A 17,267-nucleotide genomic window follows, 5' to 3' on the forward strand; every position below is an offset into this window, starting at 1 on the left:
ACCCCACCACCGACAACGGCCGGTGAACCGGCCCGCCGCACCCCTGCCGCGGATCTCGTGCACCGGCCGGACCTGGGAGAATACGAGCATGACGGAGGTGGACACGCCACGGGAGTGGGCGCGGCACTGGCAGTACGCGGAGCTGCCCGGCCTCGATCTGCTGCGTGCCCGGTACGTCCGTCACACTTTTCCGCGCCACAGCCACGAGGGCTACGTCTTCGGCGCGGTCACCAGCGGCGTCGAGGACGTAGGCCTCCCCGGCGGCACCGTGCACGCGGAACCCGGCACCGTGGTCATGATCAACCCGGAGGTGCCGCACAGCGCCCGCGCCGGAGTGCCCGAGGGGTGGGTGTACGCCACGCTCTACCCGTCCGCCCGGGCCGTCAACGACATCGCGGCCGAGCTGACCGGCGCCCGCGGCACGGTGGGCTTCACCGAGACCGCGGTGCCGGATCCGTACGCCGCCGGGCTGATCACCCAGGTCCACCGTGCCGCTGAGCAGGGCAACGCCCTGGCGGCCGACAGCGTCCTGCGGGTCCTGGTCGCCCGGCTCCTGGAACACCACGGCGGCGTCCCGGCGCGTGCCGCCACCCACTCCGCCGGCGCCCGTGACGCCGCACGCGCGCGGGCGGCGCTGGAGGAGCGCATGGAGCGCCCGCCCACCCTCGAAGCACTTGCCGCCGAGCTCGGTACCAGCCCCTTCGCGCTGCTCCGGGCCTTCAGGAAGCGGTACGGAATGCCCCCGCACACCTGGCTCACCGACGCCCGGGTGCGCCGTGCGCGCCGCCTGCTCGACGCGGGGAGCGCCCCCGCCGAGGCGGCCGCCGCCGTCGGCTTCACCGACCAGCCCCACCTCAACCGCCACTTCACCCGGATCGTCGGGGTCCCTCCGGGGGCCTACCGGCGTGAGCGCGCAAGAACGTACAAGACCGCGGGCACCACCTCCCCGTAGCGTTCCGGGCGTGGCAGAGCAGACAGCACCCCCTCGGAACACCGGCGTGCGCGGCACACCGGACGCGGACACGGAGAAACCGGACGCGGCCGTCGTCCGGGACGCACTCGGCGTGGGCATCGCCGTGGGCCTCTCCGGATTCGCCTTCGGCGTGACCGCGGCAGGCTCGGGGCTCACCCTCCTCCAGACCTGCGCACTGAGCCTCCTCGTCTTCACCGGCGCCTCCCAGTTCGCCCTCGTGGGCGCCCTCGCAGCAGGCGGGAACCCCTACACCGCCGCGGCCGGGGCGTTCTTCCTGGGCGTCCGGAACGCCTTCTACGGGCTGCGGCTCTCCCAGCTCCTCGCCCTGCCGCGCGCGCTGCGCCCGCTCGCCGCCCAGTGGGTCATCGACGAGACGACCGCCGTCACCCTGCCCCAGCCCACCAGGCGGGCCGCGCGCATCGGCTTTACCGTCACCGGCCTCACCCTCTACACCCTGTGGAACCTGACCACGCTGCTCGGCGCGTTCGGCGCCGAGGCGCTCGGCGACACCGATGCCTGGGGGCTGGACGCCGCCAGCCCGGCCGTGTTCCTCGCGCTGCTCGCGCCGATGCTGAGCAGCGCCACGGAGCGCGTCACGGCGGGGCTCGCCGTCCTGCTGGTGCTGGGACTCCTCCCGGTGCTGCCGGCGGGCGCGCCCGTGCTGATGTCCGCGCTGGCGGCCCCGGTCGTCCTCGTCCTGAAGGGGCGCCGCGCCCAGGCCCGGACACGGGACGACGGAGACGGCCGGGGCGCCACGGGTGGCCCGGACGAGCACGCCGCCGGGGGCCCGGCGCCGGAGGAGCCGCCGCCCGGGGGTTCTACGCCCGGGCGGGTGCTGCCCGCGGACGCGACGCCCGGGCACCCGACGCCGGGGGAGCGGGGTCCCGGGGACGCGGCGCCCGGGGACGGCACACCGTCCGGGGACGCGACGCGCGGAGGCTCGACGTCCGCAGGCCCGACGCCCGGGGAGGGCCGATGAACATCTGGATCGCCATCGGGCTCACCGCCGTCGGCTGCTACCTCGCCAAGCTCCTGGGCCTCCTGGTCCCGGCCGGAGCCCTGGAACGTCCGCTGGTGCAACGGCTGGCGGCGCTCCTGCCGGTGGCGCTCCTCGCAGCCCTCACCGCCCAGCAGACCTTCGGCGACGGACCGCACCTGGCGCTCGACGCCCGGGCGGCCGGACTCGCCGCGGCGGCGCTCGCCCTCGTCCTGCGCGCTCCCTTCCTGGTCGTCGTCGGCGCCGCGGTCGTGGTCACCGCCGCCGTCCGCGCCCTGCTCTGACGTGGGAGGCGCACGGCACGTGACGCGCGCGGTCCGGGCGCGTCAGCGCAGGGCGCGGCCGTACTCCCGGAGGGTCTGCAGGGCTCTGATCGTCACGATCGGACGGCCCTCCAGGGCCGTCCCGGGGGCCCACTGCCGCCAGTTGACCGGCCAGCCGCCGTCCTCCTGCTGGCCGGACTCCAGATGGTCCAGGGACCGCTCCATCTCGCCGTCGCTGAACCAGCGCCGGGCGAGGGACCCCGGGGTCCGTGCGTAGTCGTGGGGGAAGTGGTGCTCCCCCGGGGCGTAGCCGGGGGCGACCGGATACTCCGCACGCCGCTGCGGGTCGAGCACCACCAGCCGCTGGTCCCGCACCAGCCGTCCCAGCCGGTCGGCAGCCGTCTCCGCACGCGCACGGTCCGGTACGCCGTCGAGGAAGGCGACGGCGGCCTGGATCTCGTACGGATGGGACTGCTCCAGGGCGTCGACGGCGGCCCAGCAGAAGTCGGTGGCCCGGAAGAGCCAGGCGTGCCACACCTGGTTGCGGTGCAGAAGGCCGACCACCGGGCCGGTCGCGAGGAGCTCGGCGGGCGGATCGTCGACGACGGGGACGAACGGGGCCGCGGGGTAGCCGCGCTGGGAGGGGAGCAGCGCGGGCAGCGCGCCCTCCTTGGTCGACACGTCCGTCAGATAGCGGCAGATCCGCTCCACGCGCAGGCCGCCGCAGCGGCCGATCGAGTCGAGGACGCTGAGTGCGTGCGCGGTGTGCAGCGGCTGGCTCACGGGTCCGCGAAGATCGGGTTCGAGCGCGTGGGCGTAGCCGCCGTCCTCGTTCCGGTGGGCGGCGAGCGCGGTCTCGACGGCGTCCGCGCTCCCTCCCAGGAAGAGGTGGGCGAACCGCCGCTGCTCGAGGACGCGTGCGGTGAGCCAGACGAACTGCTCCGCGCGGGCGAGGGGATGTGCTCCGGTTCCAGCCATGGACCGACCGTAGAGGGCAAAGGCCCCCGGCAAGGTCCTCCCGGCCCGGCTGCACTCTCAGGAGCGGGATACTGGGGGCATGCGGTTGACGATTTTCTGGGAACGGATGGCTGATCACTTCGGCGAGGCGTACGCCGACTCCTTCGCACGCGACCACGTCATGGCGGAGCTCGGCGGCCGTACGGTGCACGAGGCGCTCGCCGCCGGCTGGGAGGCCAAGGACGTCTGGCGCGGGGTCTGTTCGGCGATGGGCGTGCCTCCCGACAAGCGCTGAGCGCGGCGGCGCCCGGCACCGGCCGGAACGCGCCGGCCGGCCGTCCCGGCCGGTGCGAACGCCCGGGGCCGGGGGACCGGGTGTCACCGCGGTGAGCGAGACTTGTCCCGTGGCACCGACAGACGAGACCGCCCAGACCCAGACCCCCGCCTCGCCGCCCGATCCGCCGGCCTCACCACCGAGTCCGCCCCCTGGTGCAGGTGCCGCCCGCATGCCCGGCTGGCTGCCGCGCGCCATGGTCCTCGCCCTGGCGCTCTACGGGTGCTTCCACCTCGGCAGCTGGGCCTTCCTCCAGCTCATCGGGCTGCTGACCAACATCCTCATCGCCTTCTTCCTCGCGCTGGCCATCGAGCCGGCCGTGAGCCGCATGGCCGAGCGCGGGATACGCCGGGGCTTCGCCACCTTCCTCGTCTTCATCGCCGTCCTGATCGCCTCCATCGGCTTCGTCCTGCTGCTGGGCTCGATGCTGGCCGGGCAGATCGTCGAGATGGTCGAGGAGTTCCCCAAGTACCTCGACTCGGTGATCAACTGGGTCAACCAGACGTTCCGCACCGAGCTCTCCCGCGTCGAGGTGCAGGACAGCCTGCTGCACTCCGACTGGCTCCAGCGGTACGTGCAGAACAGCGCGACCGGTGTGCTCGACGTCTCCACCACCGTGCTGGGCGGACTGTTCCGCCTTCTGATGATCTTCCTGTTCTCGTTCTACTTCGCAGCCGACGGCCCCCGGCTGCGCCGTGCGCTGTGCTCGGTGCTGCCGCCCGCGCGGCAGGTCGAGGTGCTGCGCGCCTGGGAGATCGCGGTCGACAAGACCGGTGGTTACATATACTCGCGCGGCCTGATGGCGCTGATCTCCGGGGTGGCGCACTACATCCTGCTGATGGTGCTCGAGGTGCCCTACGCCCCCGCGCTCGCCGTGTGGGTCGGCCTCGTCTCGCAGTTCATCCCCACGATCGGGACGTACCTGGCCGGTGCGCTGCCCATGCTGATCGCCTTCACCGTCGACCCCTGGTACGCGCTGTGGGTGCTCGGCTTCGTCGTGGTCTACCAGCAGTTCGAGAACTACGCGCTGCAGCCCAAGCTCACCTCCCGGACGGTCGACATCCATCCCGCGGTCGCCTTCGGCTCGGTGGTCGCGGGCACGGCGCTGATGGGCGCCGTCGGTGCGCTGATCGCCATCCCCGCCGTCGCGACGCTCCAGGCGTTCCTGGGCGCCTACGTGAAGCGCTACGACGTCATGGACGACCCGCGGGTGCAGGGCGGCCGCCGGGCGCGCCGCGGCGAGCCGGTGGCGTCCAGGATCCGCCGTGCGGTGCGCAGCCGGGCGGCGGGGTAGCTCACCCGGCCGGGATCCGGCACCGCCGGTCCCGGCCGTCGTACGGCACGCCTCCGGCCCCCGGCGGCCCGGCGTGGTGCGCTTGACACTAAAATCGAACATCCATTCTTATGGGATTCCGGCCGGGTTTTCCCGGGCCCGACCGTGGAGTTGTCCACAGGCCGGGAGGACGTCGAGGCCCATTGTCAGTGGCAGGGGTTAGCGTCTGTGACGTGAAGCGATCGACTCAAGCAAATCGGGTGGAACCCATGGCAGGAACCGACCGCGAGAAGGCGCTGGACGCCGCACTCGCACAGATTGAACGGCAATTCGGCAAGGGCGCGGTGATGCGCCTCGGCGAGCGGCCGAACGAGCCCATCGAAGTGATCCCGACCGGCTCCACCGCGCTCGACGTCGCGCTCGGCGTCGGCGGCCTGCCGCGCGGCCGTGTCGTCGAGGTGTACGGCCCGGAGTCCTCCGGCAAGACGACGCTGACGCTGCACGCCGTTGCCAACGCGCAGCGGCTCGGCGGATCCGTGGCGTTCATCGACGCGGAGCACGCTCTGGACCCGGAGTACGCGAAGAAGCTCGGCGTCGACATCGACAGCCTCATCCTCTCGCAGCCGGACAACGGAGAGCAGGCGCTGGAGATCACGGACATGCTGGTCCGCTCCGGTGCGCTCGACCTGATCGTCATCGACTCCGTCGCGGCCCTGGTGCCCCGAGCGGAGATCGAGGGTGAGATGGGCGACTCGCACGTGGGTCTCCAGGCCCGTCTGATGAGCCAGGCGCTCCGTAAGATCACCAGCGCGCTCAACCAGTCCAAGACCACCGCGATCTTCATCAACCAGCTGCGCGAGAAGATCGGCGTGATGTTCGGCTCCCCGGAGACCACGACCGGTGGCCGGGCGCTGAAGTTCTACGCGTCGGTGCGCCTCGACATCCGCCGGATCGAGACCCTCAAGGACGGCACCGACGCCGTGGGCAACCGCACCCGCGTCAAGGTCGTCAAAAACAAGGTCGCGCCCCCGTTCAAGCAGGCCGAGTTCGACATCCTCTACGGCCAGGGCATCAGCCGCGAGGGCGGCCTGATCGACATGGGCGTGGAGCACGGCTTCGTCCGCAAGGCCGGCGCCTGGTACACGTACGAGGGCGACCAGCTCGGCCAGGGCAAGGAGAACGCTCGGAACTTCCTCAAGGACAATCCCGACCTCGCCAACGAGATCGAGAAGAAGATCCTGGAGAAGCTCGGCGTCGGGGTCCGTCCCGAGGACCCGTCCGCGGAGCCCGCAGCCGATGCCGCGGTCACCGCAGGTGCTCCGGCCGACGCAGCCGCCAAGGCGGTGCCGGCTCCCGCGACCAAGGCCAAGACCGCCAAGGCCGCAGCGGCCAAGAGCTAGGCCGTGACGCGTCGCACGGAGTGGCCGGGCACCGAAGCCGGTGCGGTACCCGGCCCCGAGGACGCCGCAGAACCGTCCGGGGATCTCCCGGAGCCCGGCCGGGGGGCCGGGTTCGGCGAGGGGGCGGGACGTCGTTCCCGCTCCCGCTCCAGAAGCAGCGGTTCCCCTTCCTCGTCGAGGGCCGAGAAAGGGGAACCGCGCGATCCGGTCGAGCAGGCGCGCGCCCTCTGCCTCCGACTGCTGACCGGGACCCCGCGGACCCGTAAGCAGCTCGCCGACGCCCTGCGCAAGAAGGAGATCCCCGACGAGGCCGCGGAAGAGGTGCTCTCGCGCTTCGAGGACGTGGGGCTGATCGACGACGCGGCGTTCGCGGACGCCTGGGTCGAGTCCCGGCACCACGGCAGAGGGCTGGCCCGCCGCGCCCTCGTACGGGAGCTGCGCACCAAGGGGGTGGACCCGACGGTCATCGACGAGGCGGTCGGGCAGCTCGATCACGAACAGGAGGAGGAGACCGCGCGGGAGCTCGTCGCGCGAAAGCTCCGCTCCACCCGGGGGCTGGGCCGGGACAAGCGGCTGCGCCGGCTCGCGGGCATGCTCGCGCGCAAGGGATACGGCGAGGGGATGGCCCTGCGTGTGGTGCGGCAGGCGATCGAGGCCGAGGGGGAGGACACGGAAGGGCTCGACGAGCCCTTCTGAACGGACGACGACCGCTCTGACGGCGACGACCGGGAGGGAGCGGGGGACGACGCGTCAGCCGGCGCGGGGCCGCGGGGCCGCGAGGCCGCGGGGTCGTTGGGGCGCGGGGCCGTGGGGCCACTCGGCGGTGCCGCCGCGGGTGCACCGGGCGTCCGGAGGTAGGTCTTCGTGGGGGCCTGCGCCGTTGCCTCAGTGGCCCGCCAGGGACGCCCGGCGGATGGTGGCGTCGATCAGGTCCAGCGCGTCCGCGGCGGTGCGGCCGGGGTGACGGTTCCAGGGGCCGATCAGATCGGTCCAGCCCCGTGCCCGCAGCTCGGTGATGATCCAGGCACCGGCGCGGTCGACGGTGTCGAGCGAGCCGTGGCCGAGGCGGTGCGCGGTCAGCATAGCCCCGCAGACGCAGCGCGCTCCTCTCGCGTTGCGCAGACGGTAGGGCGTGTTCTGCCAGCCCCACTCGGTGAGGATCTGCCGCGCGTAGCCGAGGTGCGTGGACGGACGGACGTCGGGCTGCCCGATGCGGCGCCAGGCGTGCAGCCGCTCGGGAAGTACGGCCCCGAGGCGCCCGGGGAGCGGGCGCTCACGGATCCGCCGTGCGGGCAGGGAGCGCAGCGAGTCCTCGACGAGCCGGTCGACGGGCACGGACAGCAGGTCTCGCCAGGCGTCCGGGCGGGCGGGCCGCGTCGCCGGCCGCACCTCCTCGACCGCCGCCGCGGACCTCGGGGGAGCGGGCTCCCGGGCGGTGCGCTCCCACCCGGTGACGATGCGCTGCCACGCGTCCGAGTCGTGCAGCCGGGACGACTGGGCGTCGAGTCGGTCCGGGGTGAGCTGAGCGGTTTCCATCGGCGCGCCATCTCCGTACATTGCGGTCCTCGGGGACGAGGCGAATGTGCGTCGTGCGGGCTGATTGCTCCACCGGAGAGGTGCGTTCGAGTGGGTGCGGAACACCGTTCGGCCCTGTTCCGCCCGCCGGCAGGGGCCGCCGGTGAGCGGAACAGGGCCGCTGAGGGACGCTGGGAATGTGGCCGCAGGGGGGTGCCGAGGGCCGGGGCCCTCAGCACGGTTCCGACGGTTCCGACGGCACCCGGCCCGTGGCCGGACCGGGTGCCGCTGCTCAGAGGGCGACCGGGAGTCCCGCCGCGCGCCACGCCTGGAAGCCGCCGGTCAGGTCCGTGGCCCGGTGCAGCCCCAGCCGGTGCAGGGAGGCGACCGCGAGGCTGGAGGCGTAGCCCTCGTTGCAGATGACCACGACCCGCAGGTCGTGGCCGACCGCCTGCGGCGCGCGGTGGCTGCCCTGCGGATCGAGCCGCCATTCCAGCTCGTTGCGCTCCACGACCAGTGCGCCGGGGATCAGCCCGTCCGCCTCGCGCAGCGCCGCGTAGCGGATGTCGACCAGCAGCGCGCCCTCGGCTGCCTCGGCGGCGGCTTCCCGGGGACCGACCCGCTCGTAGCCGGCCCGCACCTGTTCGAGCAGTTCGTCGATGCCCACCGGGGCCTCCCGCCGCTGGTCCGCGTCGCTCACTGCCAGTCCTCCGGGCTTTCGGTCTGCTCCAGGCGCAGCACCGCACCCGAGCGGCTGTACCGGCGGATCCGGGGCAGCGGCGGGTAGTAGGCGTGCACCGAGACGGCGTGGGTGTCTCCGGACTCGTTCAGCACCTCGTGGACATGGTGCCTGCCGAAGGCCCTGCCCTGGCCGGTCGCCAGGAGCCGGGTCCGGTCGACGCCCTCGCTCAGTTCCAGGGTCTTCCAGCCGTCCGTGGGCAGCCGTGCGGCGAGCGCGTGCTCCCTGAGGGCGCCGCCGGCGACGGTGAACGCCCCCGTCGACTCGGCGTGGTCGTGCCAGCCGGTCCCCGTGCCGGGGGGCCAGCCGATCAGCCAGGCCTCGCTGCCGCCGGGGCCGTCGAGCCTGAGCCAGGTCCGCCCCTCGGGATCGAGCGGGAGCGAGGCGACGAGCGCGCTGTCCTCCGCGGTACGCCGGACGAAGTCCAGCAGCTCCGCGGCGGTCGGGGCCGGGGCGTCCGTGCCTCCGGCCGGTGCGCCGAGCGCAGGCGCGGGCACCGAAGCGGGGCCGGTGAGGGGGGAAGAGGGTGCAGACACAGGGGCCGTCCTGAGAAGTTCGCGTGGGAGCACGGCCGCGTACGGAACAGCACGGCGTGCCGGGAGAGGCGATTCAGCAGGACGGGCGACACACGCAGCCCGCATAGCGGACGAGGTCCATATGGACCCTCCGCCACAGGCGCACATCGGTGTCGGTCATGTTCTGGAGTACACCATGTGCGCCTGCGACGGTCAATTGACGTCCGCAGTACGGTCGGAGCTCGTGGTGGGGCGCGTCCGGCCGCCCGGCACCGTGTCCGGGCCGCCCCCGCGCGCGGCGTCGGCGGCCGCGAACAGCTCGGCCGGCCGGACCCCGCTGAAGGCCGCGACGAGATGGCCGTCCGGCCTGACCAGCAGCACCGTGTGAGCCGTCGCCCCCGGGTAGCTCTCGGTCACCAGCAGTTCGGCCTTCACCGGGAGGGTGCCCACCGCGTCGACGAGCCGGGGCATGACGCCCGCGGTCAGCCAGTGCCGCCGGTCCCACACCCCGGTGCCCGGCGCGACCAGGATCACCAGCAGATGGCCCAGCCCCAGGCGCTCACGCAGCCGCACGGCCTTCCCGTCGGGCGCGGTCACCCGCACATCGGCGACCGGTGCACCCGGGGCCGTTCCCACCGGTGTGTGCGCCTCGGCGGGTTGAGGTGCGAGGGGGGAGTGCGTGTACGAAGGGGGCGCGCCCAGCGGCCCGCATCCCAGATGACCGTCGGCCAGCAGCGTGTCGTGCCCTCGCGAGGCGCCCGACACCAGCGTCCGGAGCCCCGCACCGCCCCGCAGTATCGGCAGGGACTGGTCGGCGGCGCGCAGCCGGGACGCGACGGCGGCCCTGCGCTCTGCCTGGTAGCTGTCGAGCAGGAGCTCGGAGGCGCCCTGGTGCCAGGCGTGCGCCAGCTTCCAGGCCAGGTTCTCGGCGTCCCGCAGCCCCTCGTCGAGCCCCTGGGTGCCGAGCGCGCCCAGCAGGTGCGCGGCGTCCCCGGCGAGGAAGGCGCGCTGGGACCGCCACCGCCTGGCCAGCCGGTGGTGCAGCGTGTACACGCCCGTGTCCAGCAGCTCGTAGGCCGGTGTCTCGCCGCACCAGCCCGCCAGGGTGTCGCGGATCCTGGTGATGAGGGCGTCGGGGGTGACGAGTTCCCCACGCGGCGGAAGGAGCCAGTCCAGCCGCCAGGCCCCGCCGGGCAGCGGGCGGGCGGTCACCTCCGCACCGCCCGAGCGCCAGGGCGGGGAGCGGTGCAGGACGGCCTCGCCCGGCCAGGGCAGCTCGGCGCGGAGCGCGGCGACCGCATGCCGTTCGACCGCGGTACGGCCGGGGAACCTGATGTCCAGGAGCTTGCGCACCGTGGACCGGGCGCCGTCGCAGCCGACCACGTGACTTCCCCGCCACCAGGTCGATCCGGGCTCGCGGGTGTGGACCGTGACGCCGTGTGCGTCCTGCTCCAGGGTGTCGATCCGGCTGAACGGCACCATCTCGACCAGCGCGTGCGCGGCGGCGGCGGCCCGCAGCCCTCCGCTGAGCGCGTGCTGGGGCAGGTGCACGGGCGAGGGAAGGGGGACGGCGGCGTCGTCGTCGCCCAGGGGCACGGCCCGTACCAGTTGCTTGCGCCGCACCGAGCGCCAGCCCGACCACCGCAGGCCCTCGGAGCGGAGCGCCGGACAGCCCAGACGTTCCACCAGGTCAGCCGTGTCCTCACGCAGCACGACGGTGCGCGCGGGACGCGGTTCGTCCGTGCCGGGACCCTCGTCGAGCAGCACCGAGGGCACGCCCTGGGCCGCGAGGGCGAGCGACAACGCCAGCCCGACCGGCCCGGCACCGACCACGATCACCGGGTCCACGGTGTGATCCCTCCGGGGCAGGTCGTCGACGCCAGGGGCAGGGCCGGGAAGGGGGGAGCTGCGGGGGTGGTTCGGGGCGGGATCACAGAACGTATGCAACCCACTGGCGGTGCGTGCGTCAAGTGACCGGGGAACGTGGCGGGGAGCTCTCTCCGCGTCGTCAGGACCGAGCCGTTCGGCGCGGCTTGCTTCGCGTGTGCGCGCATCGTCCGACAGGGCGGCCCCGCGCCGAACCGGTCGGGACGGTGCTACGGGCACACACCCGGGGACAGCCCTCGCATCCGGGACGGTCACTTCGTCGCGGGAGACCGGGCGAACCCCCTTCCGTCCCGCACCTCGCCGCTGCTCCGCAGACCCCGTCGAACGGGCAGGGCACCACGATCCGGCCGCAGTACCGACGTGAACGGAACAGAGCAGCCCGCCGGTTGCACCGGCGGGCTGCTCGAAAAGGGAGGCGGACGGTCCGTGCCCCGCAGCGGGACAGGGACCGCGTGATCCGTCAGTCCGTCCTGCTGCCGCCCTTGTCCGCGTCGGGGCCGTCCGTCCGGCCGTCCTCGGCAGGCGCCGCCACGATGCTGCCGGCGGGCAGGACCTCCGGAGCCTCGGCGGCCGTGGCCACCGCGATACCGGTCTTGGCCCGACGTCCACGCTTCTCGATCCAGGTGGCGAGCGCCGACAGGATCAGGCACATCGCGACGTAGATCGTGCCGATGACGGCGATGGTCGAGACGTACGGGTACTGCGCGTTGACCTGTGTGTTGGAAGCGATCAGACGCGCGGTCTGGAGCAGCTCCGGGTACAGGATGATGAAGCCGAGCGAGGTGTCCTTGAGGGTCACCACCAGCTGGCTGATGATGGTCGGCAGCATCGCGCGGACCGCCTGAGGCATCAGCACGCCGACCATGACCTGGGTCTTGGTCATTCCGAGGGCGTAAGCGGCTTCGCTCTGCCCCTTGGGCACCGAGTTGATGCCCGCGCGCAGCACCTCCGCCTGGACACAGCCGTTGTAGACGGACAGTCCCAGTGCCAGCGCCCACATCGAGTAGTCGGTGAGGAAGCCGACCCAGATGGCGTAGATGGTGATCAGCAACGGGATCGAGCGGAACAGCTCGATGAACGTGATGGCGAACCAGCGGATCGGCTTGTGGTCGGAGAGCCGGCCGACGGCGAGCAGGACACCGAGGACCAGCGAGCCGACCGCCGCCAGACCGAAGGCCTTGAGCGTGGCGAGGACGGCGTCGGCGATGTTCTGCCGGATGCCCGCGTAGTTGAAGATGTCCCACATCTCGGGGGCGAGGTGCCCCTTGTCGGACAGCCGCATCACACTGATGCCGATCAGGGCCACGATGGCGAGGCTTCCCACCACGGCGTAGATCCGGTTGCGGACGGCGGCCTTGGGGCCCGGTGCGTCGTAGAGAACGCTGGCACTCATCGGGCGACCTCCATACGGCGCTCGAGCAGCCGGAACAGACCGCTGATGGCGAACGTGACGACCAGGTAGCCGAGGGCCACCCAGATGAAGACGGGCGTGATCTCGTAGCCCCGGTCGCTCATCAGCTTCTGCCACCCGAAGAGCTCGGCGACGCTGAAGGCACCGGCGATCGCCGAGTTCTTCGTGAGCGCGATGAAGATGCTGCTCAGCGGCGGGATGACCGACCTGGTCGCCTGCGGGAGGACCACGATCCGCAGCGTCTGGGTGAACGTCATACCGATGGAGCGCGCGGCCTCGGCCTGCCCCAGCGGCACGGTGTTGATGCCCGACCGGACCGCCTCACACACGAAGGAGGAGGTGTAGAAGCCGAGGGCCAGCGAGCCGAGCAGGAAAGGGCTCATACCGGGGAAGAGGATCTCCGGCACCACGAAGAAGAAGATCAGGAAGAGCAGGGTCAGCGGGGTGTTCCGAAGCAGGGTCACCCAGGCGGTTCCGAAATAGCGCAGCGGTGTCACGGGCGATACCCGACAGCCGGCTATGGCGACGCCCAGGACCAGCGCGATGACCGAGCTGATGACGGTGATCGACACGGTGCCTATGAAGCCGTCGCGGTATTCTGGGAAGTTGTCGAGCAATACGTTCATGGGGTCTCCGCGTCGGCGGTCAGCGGCATCAGGGCAGGGGAAGGGCCGTCCCGCAGGCCGCCGTGCTCAGTACGGCGGCCTGCGGGACGTCTCACTCACGCACGAGGCGTCAGCGGCGGGACGTCAGCGGCGGAGCTGCGTCAGTAGCGCTCGATCGCCGGCGGCTCGGTGAAGTCCGAACCGGACAGACCCAGAGTCGCCTCGTAGATCTTCTTGTACGTGCCGTCCTGGATGTGGGTCTCCAGCGACTTGTTGATCGCCTCGCGGAGTGCCTTGTCGTCCTTGTTCAGGCCGACGCCGTAGGGCTCGTCGGTGAACGGCTTGCCGACGACCCTGAGCTTGCCGGAGTTCGCGGCGGCGTAGCCCTTGAGGATCGAGTCGTCGGTGGTGACGGCGTCGACCTGCTTGGTCAGGAGCTGCTGGACGCAGTCCGAGTACTTGGCCAGCTCGACGACCTTCGCGCCGTACTCGGGCTTCTTGATCTCCTGGAGCGGGGTGGAACCCACGATCGAGCAGACCTTCTTGTCCTTCACCGACTCCTTGCCGGTGATGGAGGTGTCGTCCTTGCGCACCAGCAGGTCCGCGCCGGCCTTGTAGTACGGGCCCGCGAAGCCGACCTGCTTCTTGCGCTCGTCGTTGATCGTGTACGTACCGACGAAGTAGTCGACCTGGCCCTTGGAGATGGCCGTCTCGCGGATGCCGGAGTCGACGGTCTTCCACTCGATCTGCTTGTCCGAGAAGCCGAGGTCGGCCGCGATCATCTTGGCGATCTCGACGTCGAAGCCGGAACGCTCCTTGGTCGACTGGTCCTCGAAGCCCAGGTACGGCTGGTCGGCCTTGGCGCCGATGACAAGCTTGCCGCGCTTCTTGGCCTCCTTGAAGGTCGCCGAGTCCAGGTCGACACCGGTCGCGACGGTGTACGTCGGAAGCTTCGGGGCCTCCGAGGAACCGGGCTTGACACCCGACGGCTTGTCTCCGGCGGAGCCCTCCTTGCCGCCGCAGGCGGTCGCGGTGAGGGCGAGCACGGCGATGGCCGCAACGGCGGCCGACTTGCGGAGCTTCATGTGAACAATCCTCGTGTCGTGGGTCGTCGGTATCAGTGGTGAAGGATCTTCGACAGGAAGTCCTTGGCCCGGTCGCTGCGCGGGTTGCTGAAGAACTGGTCCGGCGTGGCCTCTTCGACGATCTTTCCGTCGGCCATGAAGACGACCCGGTTGGCGGCCGAGCGGGCGAAGCCCATCTCGTGGGTGACCACGACCATGGTCATCCCCTCCCGGGCCAGCTGCTGCATGACCTCCAGGACCTCGTTGATCATCTCGGGGTCGAGCGCCGACGTGGGCTCGTCGAAGAGCATGACCTTGGGGTCCATGGCCAGCGCGCGGGCGATCGCGACGCGCTGCTGCTGACCACCGGACAGCTGCGCGGGGTACTTGTCCGCCTGGGCGCCGACCCCCACGCGGTCGAGCAGCGCCCGGGCCTTCTCCTCGGCGAGGCCCTTCTCCGCCTTGCGGACCTTGATCTGGCCCAGCATCACGTTCTCGAGCACCGTCTTGTGCGCGAAGAGATTGAACGACTGGAAGACCATGCCGACATCGGCACGCAGCCTGGCGAGCTCCTTGCCTTCCTGGGGCAGGGGCTTGCCGTCGATCGAGATCGCGCCCGAGTCGATCGTCTCCAAGCGGTTGATCGTGCGGCACAGCGTGGACTTCCCGGACCCTGAGGGCCCGATGACTACGACGACCTCGCCACTGGCGATGGTCAGATCGATGTCCTGGAGCACATGCAGCGCGCCGAAGTGCTTGTTGACGTTGCTCAGTACGACCAGGTCGTCTCCCGCAGACGCGGCATCCTCGGCGGCCTTGGTCACTGACACTCCGCTCATCGGCTTCTTGCTCCGTCCTCCTCGGTTAGGGAAGGACCCTAGTGACGCAGTGCGATCATCGTCAGTACATCTGAGCGAGAATTGAGGATAACGATCCGGCCTCAGCCGCCCCCACTCCGTGTGAACGGGAAAACACGGGGCGCAGGACGGCGTACCGGGTGGGTAACGGAAATCCACCGGTAACGCGGATGGCCTTGACTGGCACACCCGTCATCCGACTGGATGCCCTAGTGCGCATCGGTGTACACCGCGGGCGTACACGAAGCGTCGTCCGGTGGAACACGAGCAGGCCATCACGCACGGACCGTTCCGGGCGTCCGGACAAGAGAAGAACGGAGAGGAGGGGCATGAGACTGTTGCTCGTCGAGGACGACGACCACGTCGCGGCGGCCCTGTCCGCCGTTCTCGCGCGGCACGGCTTCCAGGTCGTGCACGCCCGCAGCGGTGAGGAGGCGCTCCAGGCACTGCTTCCGGCCGACAAGGAGCCCTTCGGGGTGGTCCTCCTGGACCTCGGACTGCCCGACCAGGACGGCTACGAGGTGTGCGGGAAGATCCGCAAGCGCTCCGCGATCCCGGTGATCATGGTGACCGCGCGGTCCGACGTGCGCTCCCGCATCCACGGTCTCAACCTCGGTGCCGACGACTACGTCGTCAAGCCGTACGACACCGGCGAACTCCTCGCCCGGATCCACGCCGTGGCCCGGCGCAGGACGGCTGGCGAGGACACCGGCCCGACCCCGCTCGCGGCCCTCCGGATCGGCCAGGTCCACATCGAGCTGCCCACCCGCAGGGTCAGCGTCGACGGCCAGGAGGTCCAGCTCACCCGCAAGGAGTTCGACCTGCTCGCGCTGCTGGCGCAGCGTCCCGGAGTGGTGTTCCGCCGCGAACAGATCATCAGCGAGGTGTGGCGCACCAGCTGGGAGGGGACGGGGCGCACCCTGGAGGTGCACGTCGCGTCGCTGCGCTCCAAACTCCGGCTTCCCGCGCTGGTGGAGACCGTACGAGGCGTCGGCTACCGGCTCGTCCCGCCCTCGGCCTGAGGATCCACGCTCCCCGTGCGCACCCGTCTGCTCCCCCTGCTCATCGTCCTCATGGCCGCCGTGCTGCTCGCCCTGGGCTTCCCGCTCGCCGTGCGGGTGGCCGCCGCCGAACAGCAGCGGGTCGTCATCGACCGCATCGACGACACGGCCCGTTTCGCCGCGCTCGCCCAGTTCGTCAGCGAGCCCGTCGAGGGATCGGACGAGCGGCGGCGGATCCTGCAGACCGAACTCGACTACTACGACTCCGTCTACGGGATCAGGGCCGGTGTCTTCTACCGGGACGACAGGGCCCTGGCCAAGGCCCCCGAGGGCTGGACCCTGCCGGACGAGGGGGAGGGGCGCGACGCCTTCCGGGAGGCCCTGCTCGGCCGGCGGTCCCACGACCCCGCACAGGTCTGGCCGTGGCAGCAGGGCCGGCTCGCCGTCGCCTCGCCGGTGGTCAGGGACGGCGACGTGGTGGCCGTCGTCGTGACCGACTCGCCCACCGGCGAGATGCGCGCCAGGACCCTGCGCGGCTGGCTGCTCATCGCCCTGGGCGAGTCCCTGGCCATGCTGGTGGCCCTGGGAGCGGCCTTCCGCCTCACCCGCTGGGTGCTGCTGCCGGTACGCACGCTCGACGCGGCCACCCACGACATCGCCAGCGGCAGGATGCGCTCACGGGTCGTCGCGTCCGAGGGCCCTCCGGAGCTCAGACGGTTGGCGAAGTCGTTCAACGAGATGGCCGACAACGTCGAGGACGTGCTGGAACAGCAGCGCGCCTTCGTCGCCGACGCCTCCCACCAGCTGCGCAACCCGCTGGCCGCCCTGCTGCTGCGGATCGAGCTCCTCGCGCTGGAACTGCCCGAGGGGAACGAGGAGATCGCCTCGGTGCGGACGGAGGGCAAGCGGCTGGCGAACGTGCTGGACGACCTGCTGGACCTCGCGCTGGCCGAGCACGCGGAGGCGGACCTGCGGCTCACCGACATCGGGTCCCTCACCGCCGAACGCGTCGCGGCCTGGCGGCCCCTCGCCGAGGAGAAGGGTGTCGTACTGACACAGGACGGCGCGCCCGCGGTCACCGGCTGGGCCGACCCGACAGCCCTCTCCAGCGCCCTGGACGCGGTCGTCGACAACGCGCTGAAGTTCACGCCCGCGGGGGAGGAGGTCCGGATCACCACGGGCACCGACGGGACCGGCGCGACGATCGTCGTCGCGGACCGGGGCCCCGGACTCACCGCACAGGAGCTGGAGCGCGTCGGTGACCGCTTCTGGCGCAGCGGACGGCACCAGAACATCAAGGGCTCCGGCCTCGGGCTCTCCATCTCCCGCGCCCTGCTCGCGGCGGGCGGCGCGACCATCCGCTACGCCCCGCACGAACCGCACGGCCTGCTCGTGACGGTCACCGTGCCCCGCGAGGCCCCGCACACCTGAGCCGTCCGCCGACCTGGCCCCTGCGCACCCGTGACACCCGCGCAC

The 17,267-nt window shown here is 71.7% G+C and carries 18 protein-coding genes and 1 pseudogene; 9 read left to right on the forward strand and 10 right to left on the reverse strand.

Annotated elements, in window-relative coordinates; genetic code table 11:
* The first annotated feature begins 88 nt into the window (after positions 1-88).
* The 3 genes and pseudogenes from ABZ172_RS25270 (at position 89) to ABZ172_RS25280 (ending at position 2,254) form a co-directional block, all read left to right on the forward strand.
* On the forward strand, positions 89-952 hold the full coding sequence (locus ABZ172_RS25270) for an AraC family transcriptional regulator (RefSeq protein ID WP_356886739.1): 864 nt from the start codon (positions 89-91) through the stop codon (positions 950-952).
* A 46-nt stretch (positions 953-998) separates the two neighbouring features.
* A pseudogene (locus tag ABZ172_RS25275) lies at positions 999-1,682 on the forward strand (AzlC family ABC transporter permease); the annotation flags it as partial.
* Between the two features lie 266 nt (positions 1,683-1,948).
* Positions 1,949-2,254 carry an AzlD domain-containing protein gene (locus tag ABZ172_RS25280; protein WP_356886741.1) on the forward strand — a complete coding sequence of 102 codons (306 nt, stop codon included), beginning with the start codon at positions 1,949-1,951 and terminating at the stop codon, positions 2,252-2,254.
* Positions 2,255-2,296: 42 nt separating this feature from the next.
* Here the strand turns inward: ABZ172_RS25280 and ABZ172_RS25285 are convergent, their stop codons facing one another.
* Positions 2,297-3,211 (reverse strand): hypothetical protein, encoded by a 915-nt coding sequence (locus ABZ172_RS25285; protein WP_356886743.1) that lies wholly within the window; start codon positions 3,209-3,211, stop codon positions 2,297-2,299.
* A 79-nt stretch (positions 3,212-3,290) separates the two neighbouring features.
* On the opposite strand from ABZ172_RS25285, the gene ABZ172_RS25290 reads away from it, so the two are divergent.
* From ABZ172_RS25290 to recX, 4 genes are all read left to right on the forward strand, one after another.
* Complete coding sequence (locus ABZ172_RS25290; RefSeq protein WP_356886745.1) at positions 3,291-3,485, forward strand: DUF3046 domain-containing protein; 195 nt, start codon at positions 3,291-3,293, stop codon at positions 3,483-3,485.
* A gap of 211 nt (positions 3,486-3,696) precedes the next feature.
* A complete protein-coding gene (locus ABZ172_RS25295; RefSeq protein WP_356886747.1) occupies positions 3,697-4,818 on the forward strand; it encodes an AI-2E family transporter in 1,122 nt (373 codons plus the stop codon).
* A gap of 248 nt (positions 4,819-5,066) precedes the next feature.
* The gene (recA, locus tag ABZ172_RS25300; RefSeq protein ID WP_356886749.1) at positions 5,067-6,197 is read left to right on the forward strand and encodes a recombinase RecA; all 1,131 of its coding nucleotides are present in this window, start codon (positions 5,067-5,069) and stop codon (positions 6,195-6,197) included.
* A 3-nt stretch (positions 6,198-6,200) separates the two neighbouring features.
* Positions 6,201-6,893, forward strand: a complete 693-nt coding sequence (recX, locus tag ABZ172_RS25305) for a recombination regulator RecX (RefSeq protein WP_356886751.1) — start codon at positions 6,201-6,203, stop codon at positions 6,891-6,893.
* Between the two features lie 189 nt (positions 6,894-7,082).
* On the opposite strand, the gene ABZ172_RS25310 is transcribed toward recX, so the two are convergent.
* From ABZ172_RS25310 to ABZ172_RS25350, 9 genes are all read right to left on the reverse strand, one after another.
* A complete protein-coding gene (locus ABZ172_RS25310; RefSeq protein ID WP_356886753.1) occupies positions 7,083-7,733 on the reverse strand; it encodes a hypothetical protein in 651 nt (216 codons plus the stop codon).
* Between the two features lie 271 nt (positions 7,734-8,004).
* Positions 8,005-8,412: a rhodanese-like domain-containing protein gene (locus tag ABZ172_RS25315; RefSeq protein WP_356886755.1), complete on the reverse strand. Its 408-nt coding sequence runs from the start codon at positions 8,410-8,412 to the stop codon at positions 8,005-8,007.
* Positions 8,409-8,948, reverse strand: a complete 540-nt coding sequence (locus ABZ172_RS25320; protein WP_356886793.1) for a cysteine dioxygenase — start codon at positions 8,946-8,948, stop codon at positions 8,409-8,411. The genes ABZ172_RS25315 and ABZ172_RS25320 overlap by 4 nt, the downstream gene beginning before the upstream one ends.
* A 112-nt stretch (positions 8,949-9,060) precedes the next feature.
* A complete protein-coding gene (locus tag ABZ172_RS25325) occupies positions 9,061-9,147 on the reverse strand; it encodes a putative leader peptide (protein ID WP_311605579.1) in 87 nt (28 codons plus the stop codon).
* A gap of 32 nt (positions 9,148-9,179) precedes the next feature.
* Entirely contained in the window at positions 9,180-10,814 is a 1,635-nt protein-coding gene (locus tag ABZ172_RS25330) for an FAD-dependent monooxygenase (RefSeq protein ID WP_356886757.1), read from the reverse strand.
* Between the two features lie 499 nt (positions 10,815-11,313).
* Positions 11,314-12,246: an amino acid ABC transporter permease gene (locus ABZ172_RS25335; RefSeq protein WP_356886759.1), complete on the reverse strand. Its 933-nt coding sequence runs from the start codon at positions 12,244-12,246 to the stop codon at positions 11,314-11,316.
* Entirely contained in the window at positions 12,243-12,890 is a 648-nt protein-coding gene (locus tag ABZ172_RS25340; protein ID WP_356886761.1) for an amino acid ABC transporter permease, read from the reverse strand. The genes ABZ172_RS25335 and ABZ172_RS25340 overlap by 4 nt, the downstream gene beginning before the upstream one ends.
* Before the next feature lie 140 nt (positions 12,891-13,030).
* Entirely contained in the window at positions 13,031-13,954 is a 924-nt protein-coding gene (locus ABZ172_RS25345; RefSeq protein ID WP_356886763.1) for a glutamate ABC transporter substrate-binding protein, read from the reverse strand.
* Positions 13,955-13,986: 32 nt separating this feature from the next.
* Positions 13,987-14,772: an amino acid ABC transporter ATP-binding protein gene (locus tag ABZ172_RS25350; protein WP_356886765.1), complete on the reverse strand. Its 786-nt coding sequence runs from the start codon at positions 14,770-14,772 to the stop codon at positions 13,987-13,989.
* Between the two features lie 347 nt (positions 14,773-15,119).
* On the opposite strand from ABZ172_RS25350, the gene ABZ172_RS25355 reads away from it, so the two are divergent.
* Together ABZ172_RS25355 and ABZ172_RS25360 are read left to right on the forward strand one after the other, a co-directional pair.
* Positions 15,120-15,812, forward strand: coding sequence for a response regulator transcription factor (locus ABZ172_RS25355; protein WP_356886767.1), 693 nt, complete (start codon positions 15,120-15,122; stop codon positions 15,810-15,812).
* A gap of 15 nt (positions 15,813-15,827) precedes the next feature.
* Positions 15,828-17,222, forward strand: coding sequence for a HAMP domain-containing sensor histidine kinase (locus ABZ172_RS25360; protein ID WP_356886769.1), 1,395 nt, complete (start codon positions 15,828-15,830; stop codon positions 17,220-17,222).
* The last annotated feature ends 45 nt before the right edge of the window (positions 17,223-17,267 follow it).

The organism is Streptomyces sp. NPDC006296 (assembly GCF_040613235.1).
Classification (GTDB): Bacteria; Actinomycetota; Actinomycetes; order Streptomycetales; family Streptomycetaceae; genus Streptomyces.

What these genes read in the sequence shown, in the direction of transcription:
- ABZ172_RS25325 (WP_311605579.1), bottom strand. Translation starts at nt 9,147, where the DNA reads ATGACCGACACCGATGTGCGCCTGTGGCGGAGGGTCCATATGGACCTC.
- ABZ172_RS25350 (WP_356886765.1), bottom strand. Translation starts at nt 14,772, where the DNA reads ATGAGCGGAGTGTCAGTGACCAAGGCCGCCGAGGATGCCGCGTCTGCG.
- ABZ172_RS25295 (WP_356886747.1), top strand. Translation starts at nt 3,697, where the DNA reads ATGCCCGGCTGGCTGCCGCGCGCCATGGTCCTCGCCCTGGCGCTCTAC.
- ABZ172_RS25270 (WP_356886739.1), top strand. Translation starts at nt 89, where the DNA reads ATGACGGAGGTGGACACGCCACGGGAGTGGGCGCGGCACTGGCAGTAC.
- ABZ172_RS25310 (WP_356886753.1), bottom strand. Translation starts at nt 7,733, where the DNA reads ATGGAAACCGCTCAGCTCACCCCGGACCGACTCGACGCCCAGTCGTCC.
- ABZ172_RS25285 (WP_356886743.1), bottom strand. Translation starts at nt 3,211, where the DNA reads ATGGCTGGAACCGGAGCACATCCCCTCGCCCGCGCGGAGCAGTTCGTC.
- ABZ172_RS25355 (WP_356886767.1), top strand. Translation starts at nt 15,120, where the DNA reads ATGAGACTGTTGCTCGTCGAGGACGACGACCACGTCGCGGCGGCCCTG.
- ABZ172_RS25345 (WP_356886763.1), bottom strand. Translation starts at nt 13,954, where the DNA reads ATGAAGCTCCGCAAGTCGGCCGCCGTTGCGGCCATCGCCGTGCTCGCC.
- recA (WP_356886749.1), top strand. Translation starts at nt 5,067, where the DNA reads ATGGCAGGAACCGACCGCGAGAAGGCGCTGGACGCCGCACTCGCACAG.
- ABZ172_RS25340 (WP_356886761.1), bottom strand. Translation starts at nt 12,890, where the DNA reads ATGAACGTATTGCTCGACAACTTCCCAGAATACCGCGACGGCTTCATA.
- ABZ172_RS25280 (WP_356886741.1), top strand. Translation starts at nt 1,949, where the DNA reads ATGAACATCTGGATCGCCATCGGGCTCACCGCCGTCGGCTGCTACCTC.
- ABZ172_RS25290 (WP_356886745.1), top strand. Translation starts at nt 3,291, where the DNA reads ATGCGGTTGACGATTTTCTGGGAACGGATGGCTGATCACTTCGGCGAG.
- ABZ172_RS25335 (WP_356886759.1), bottom strand. Translation starts at nt 12,246, where the DNA reads ATGAGTGCCAGCGTTCTCTACGACGCACCGGGCCCCAAGGCCGCCGTC.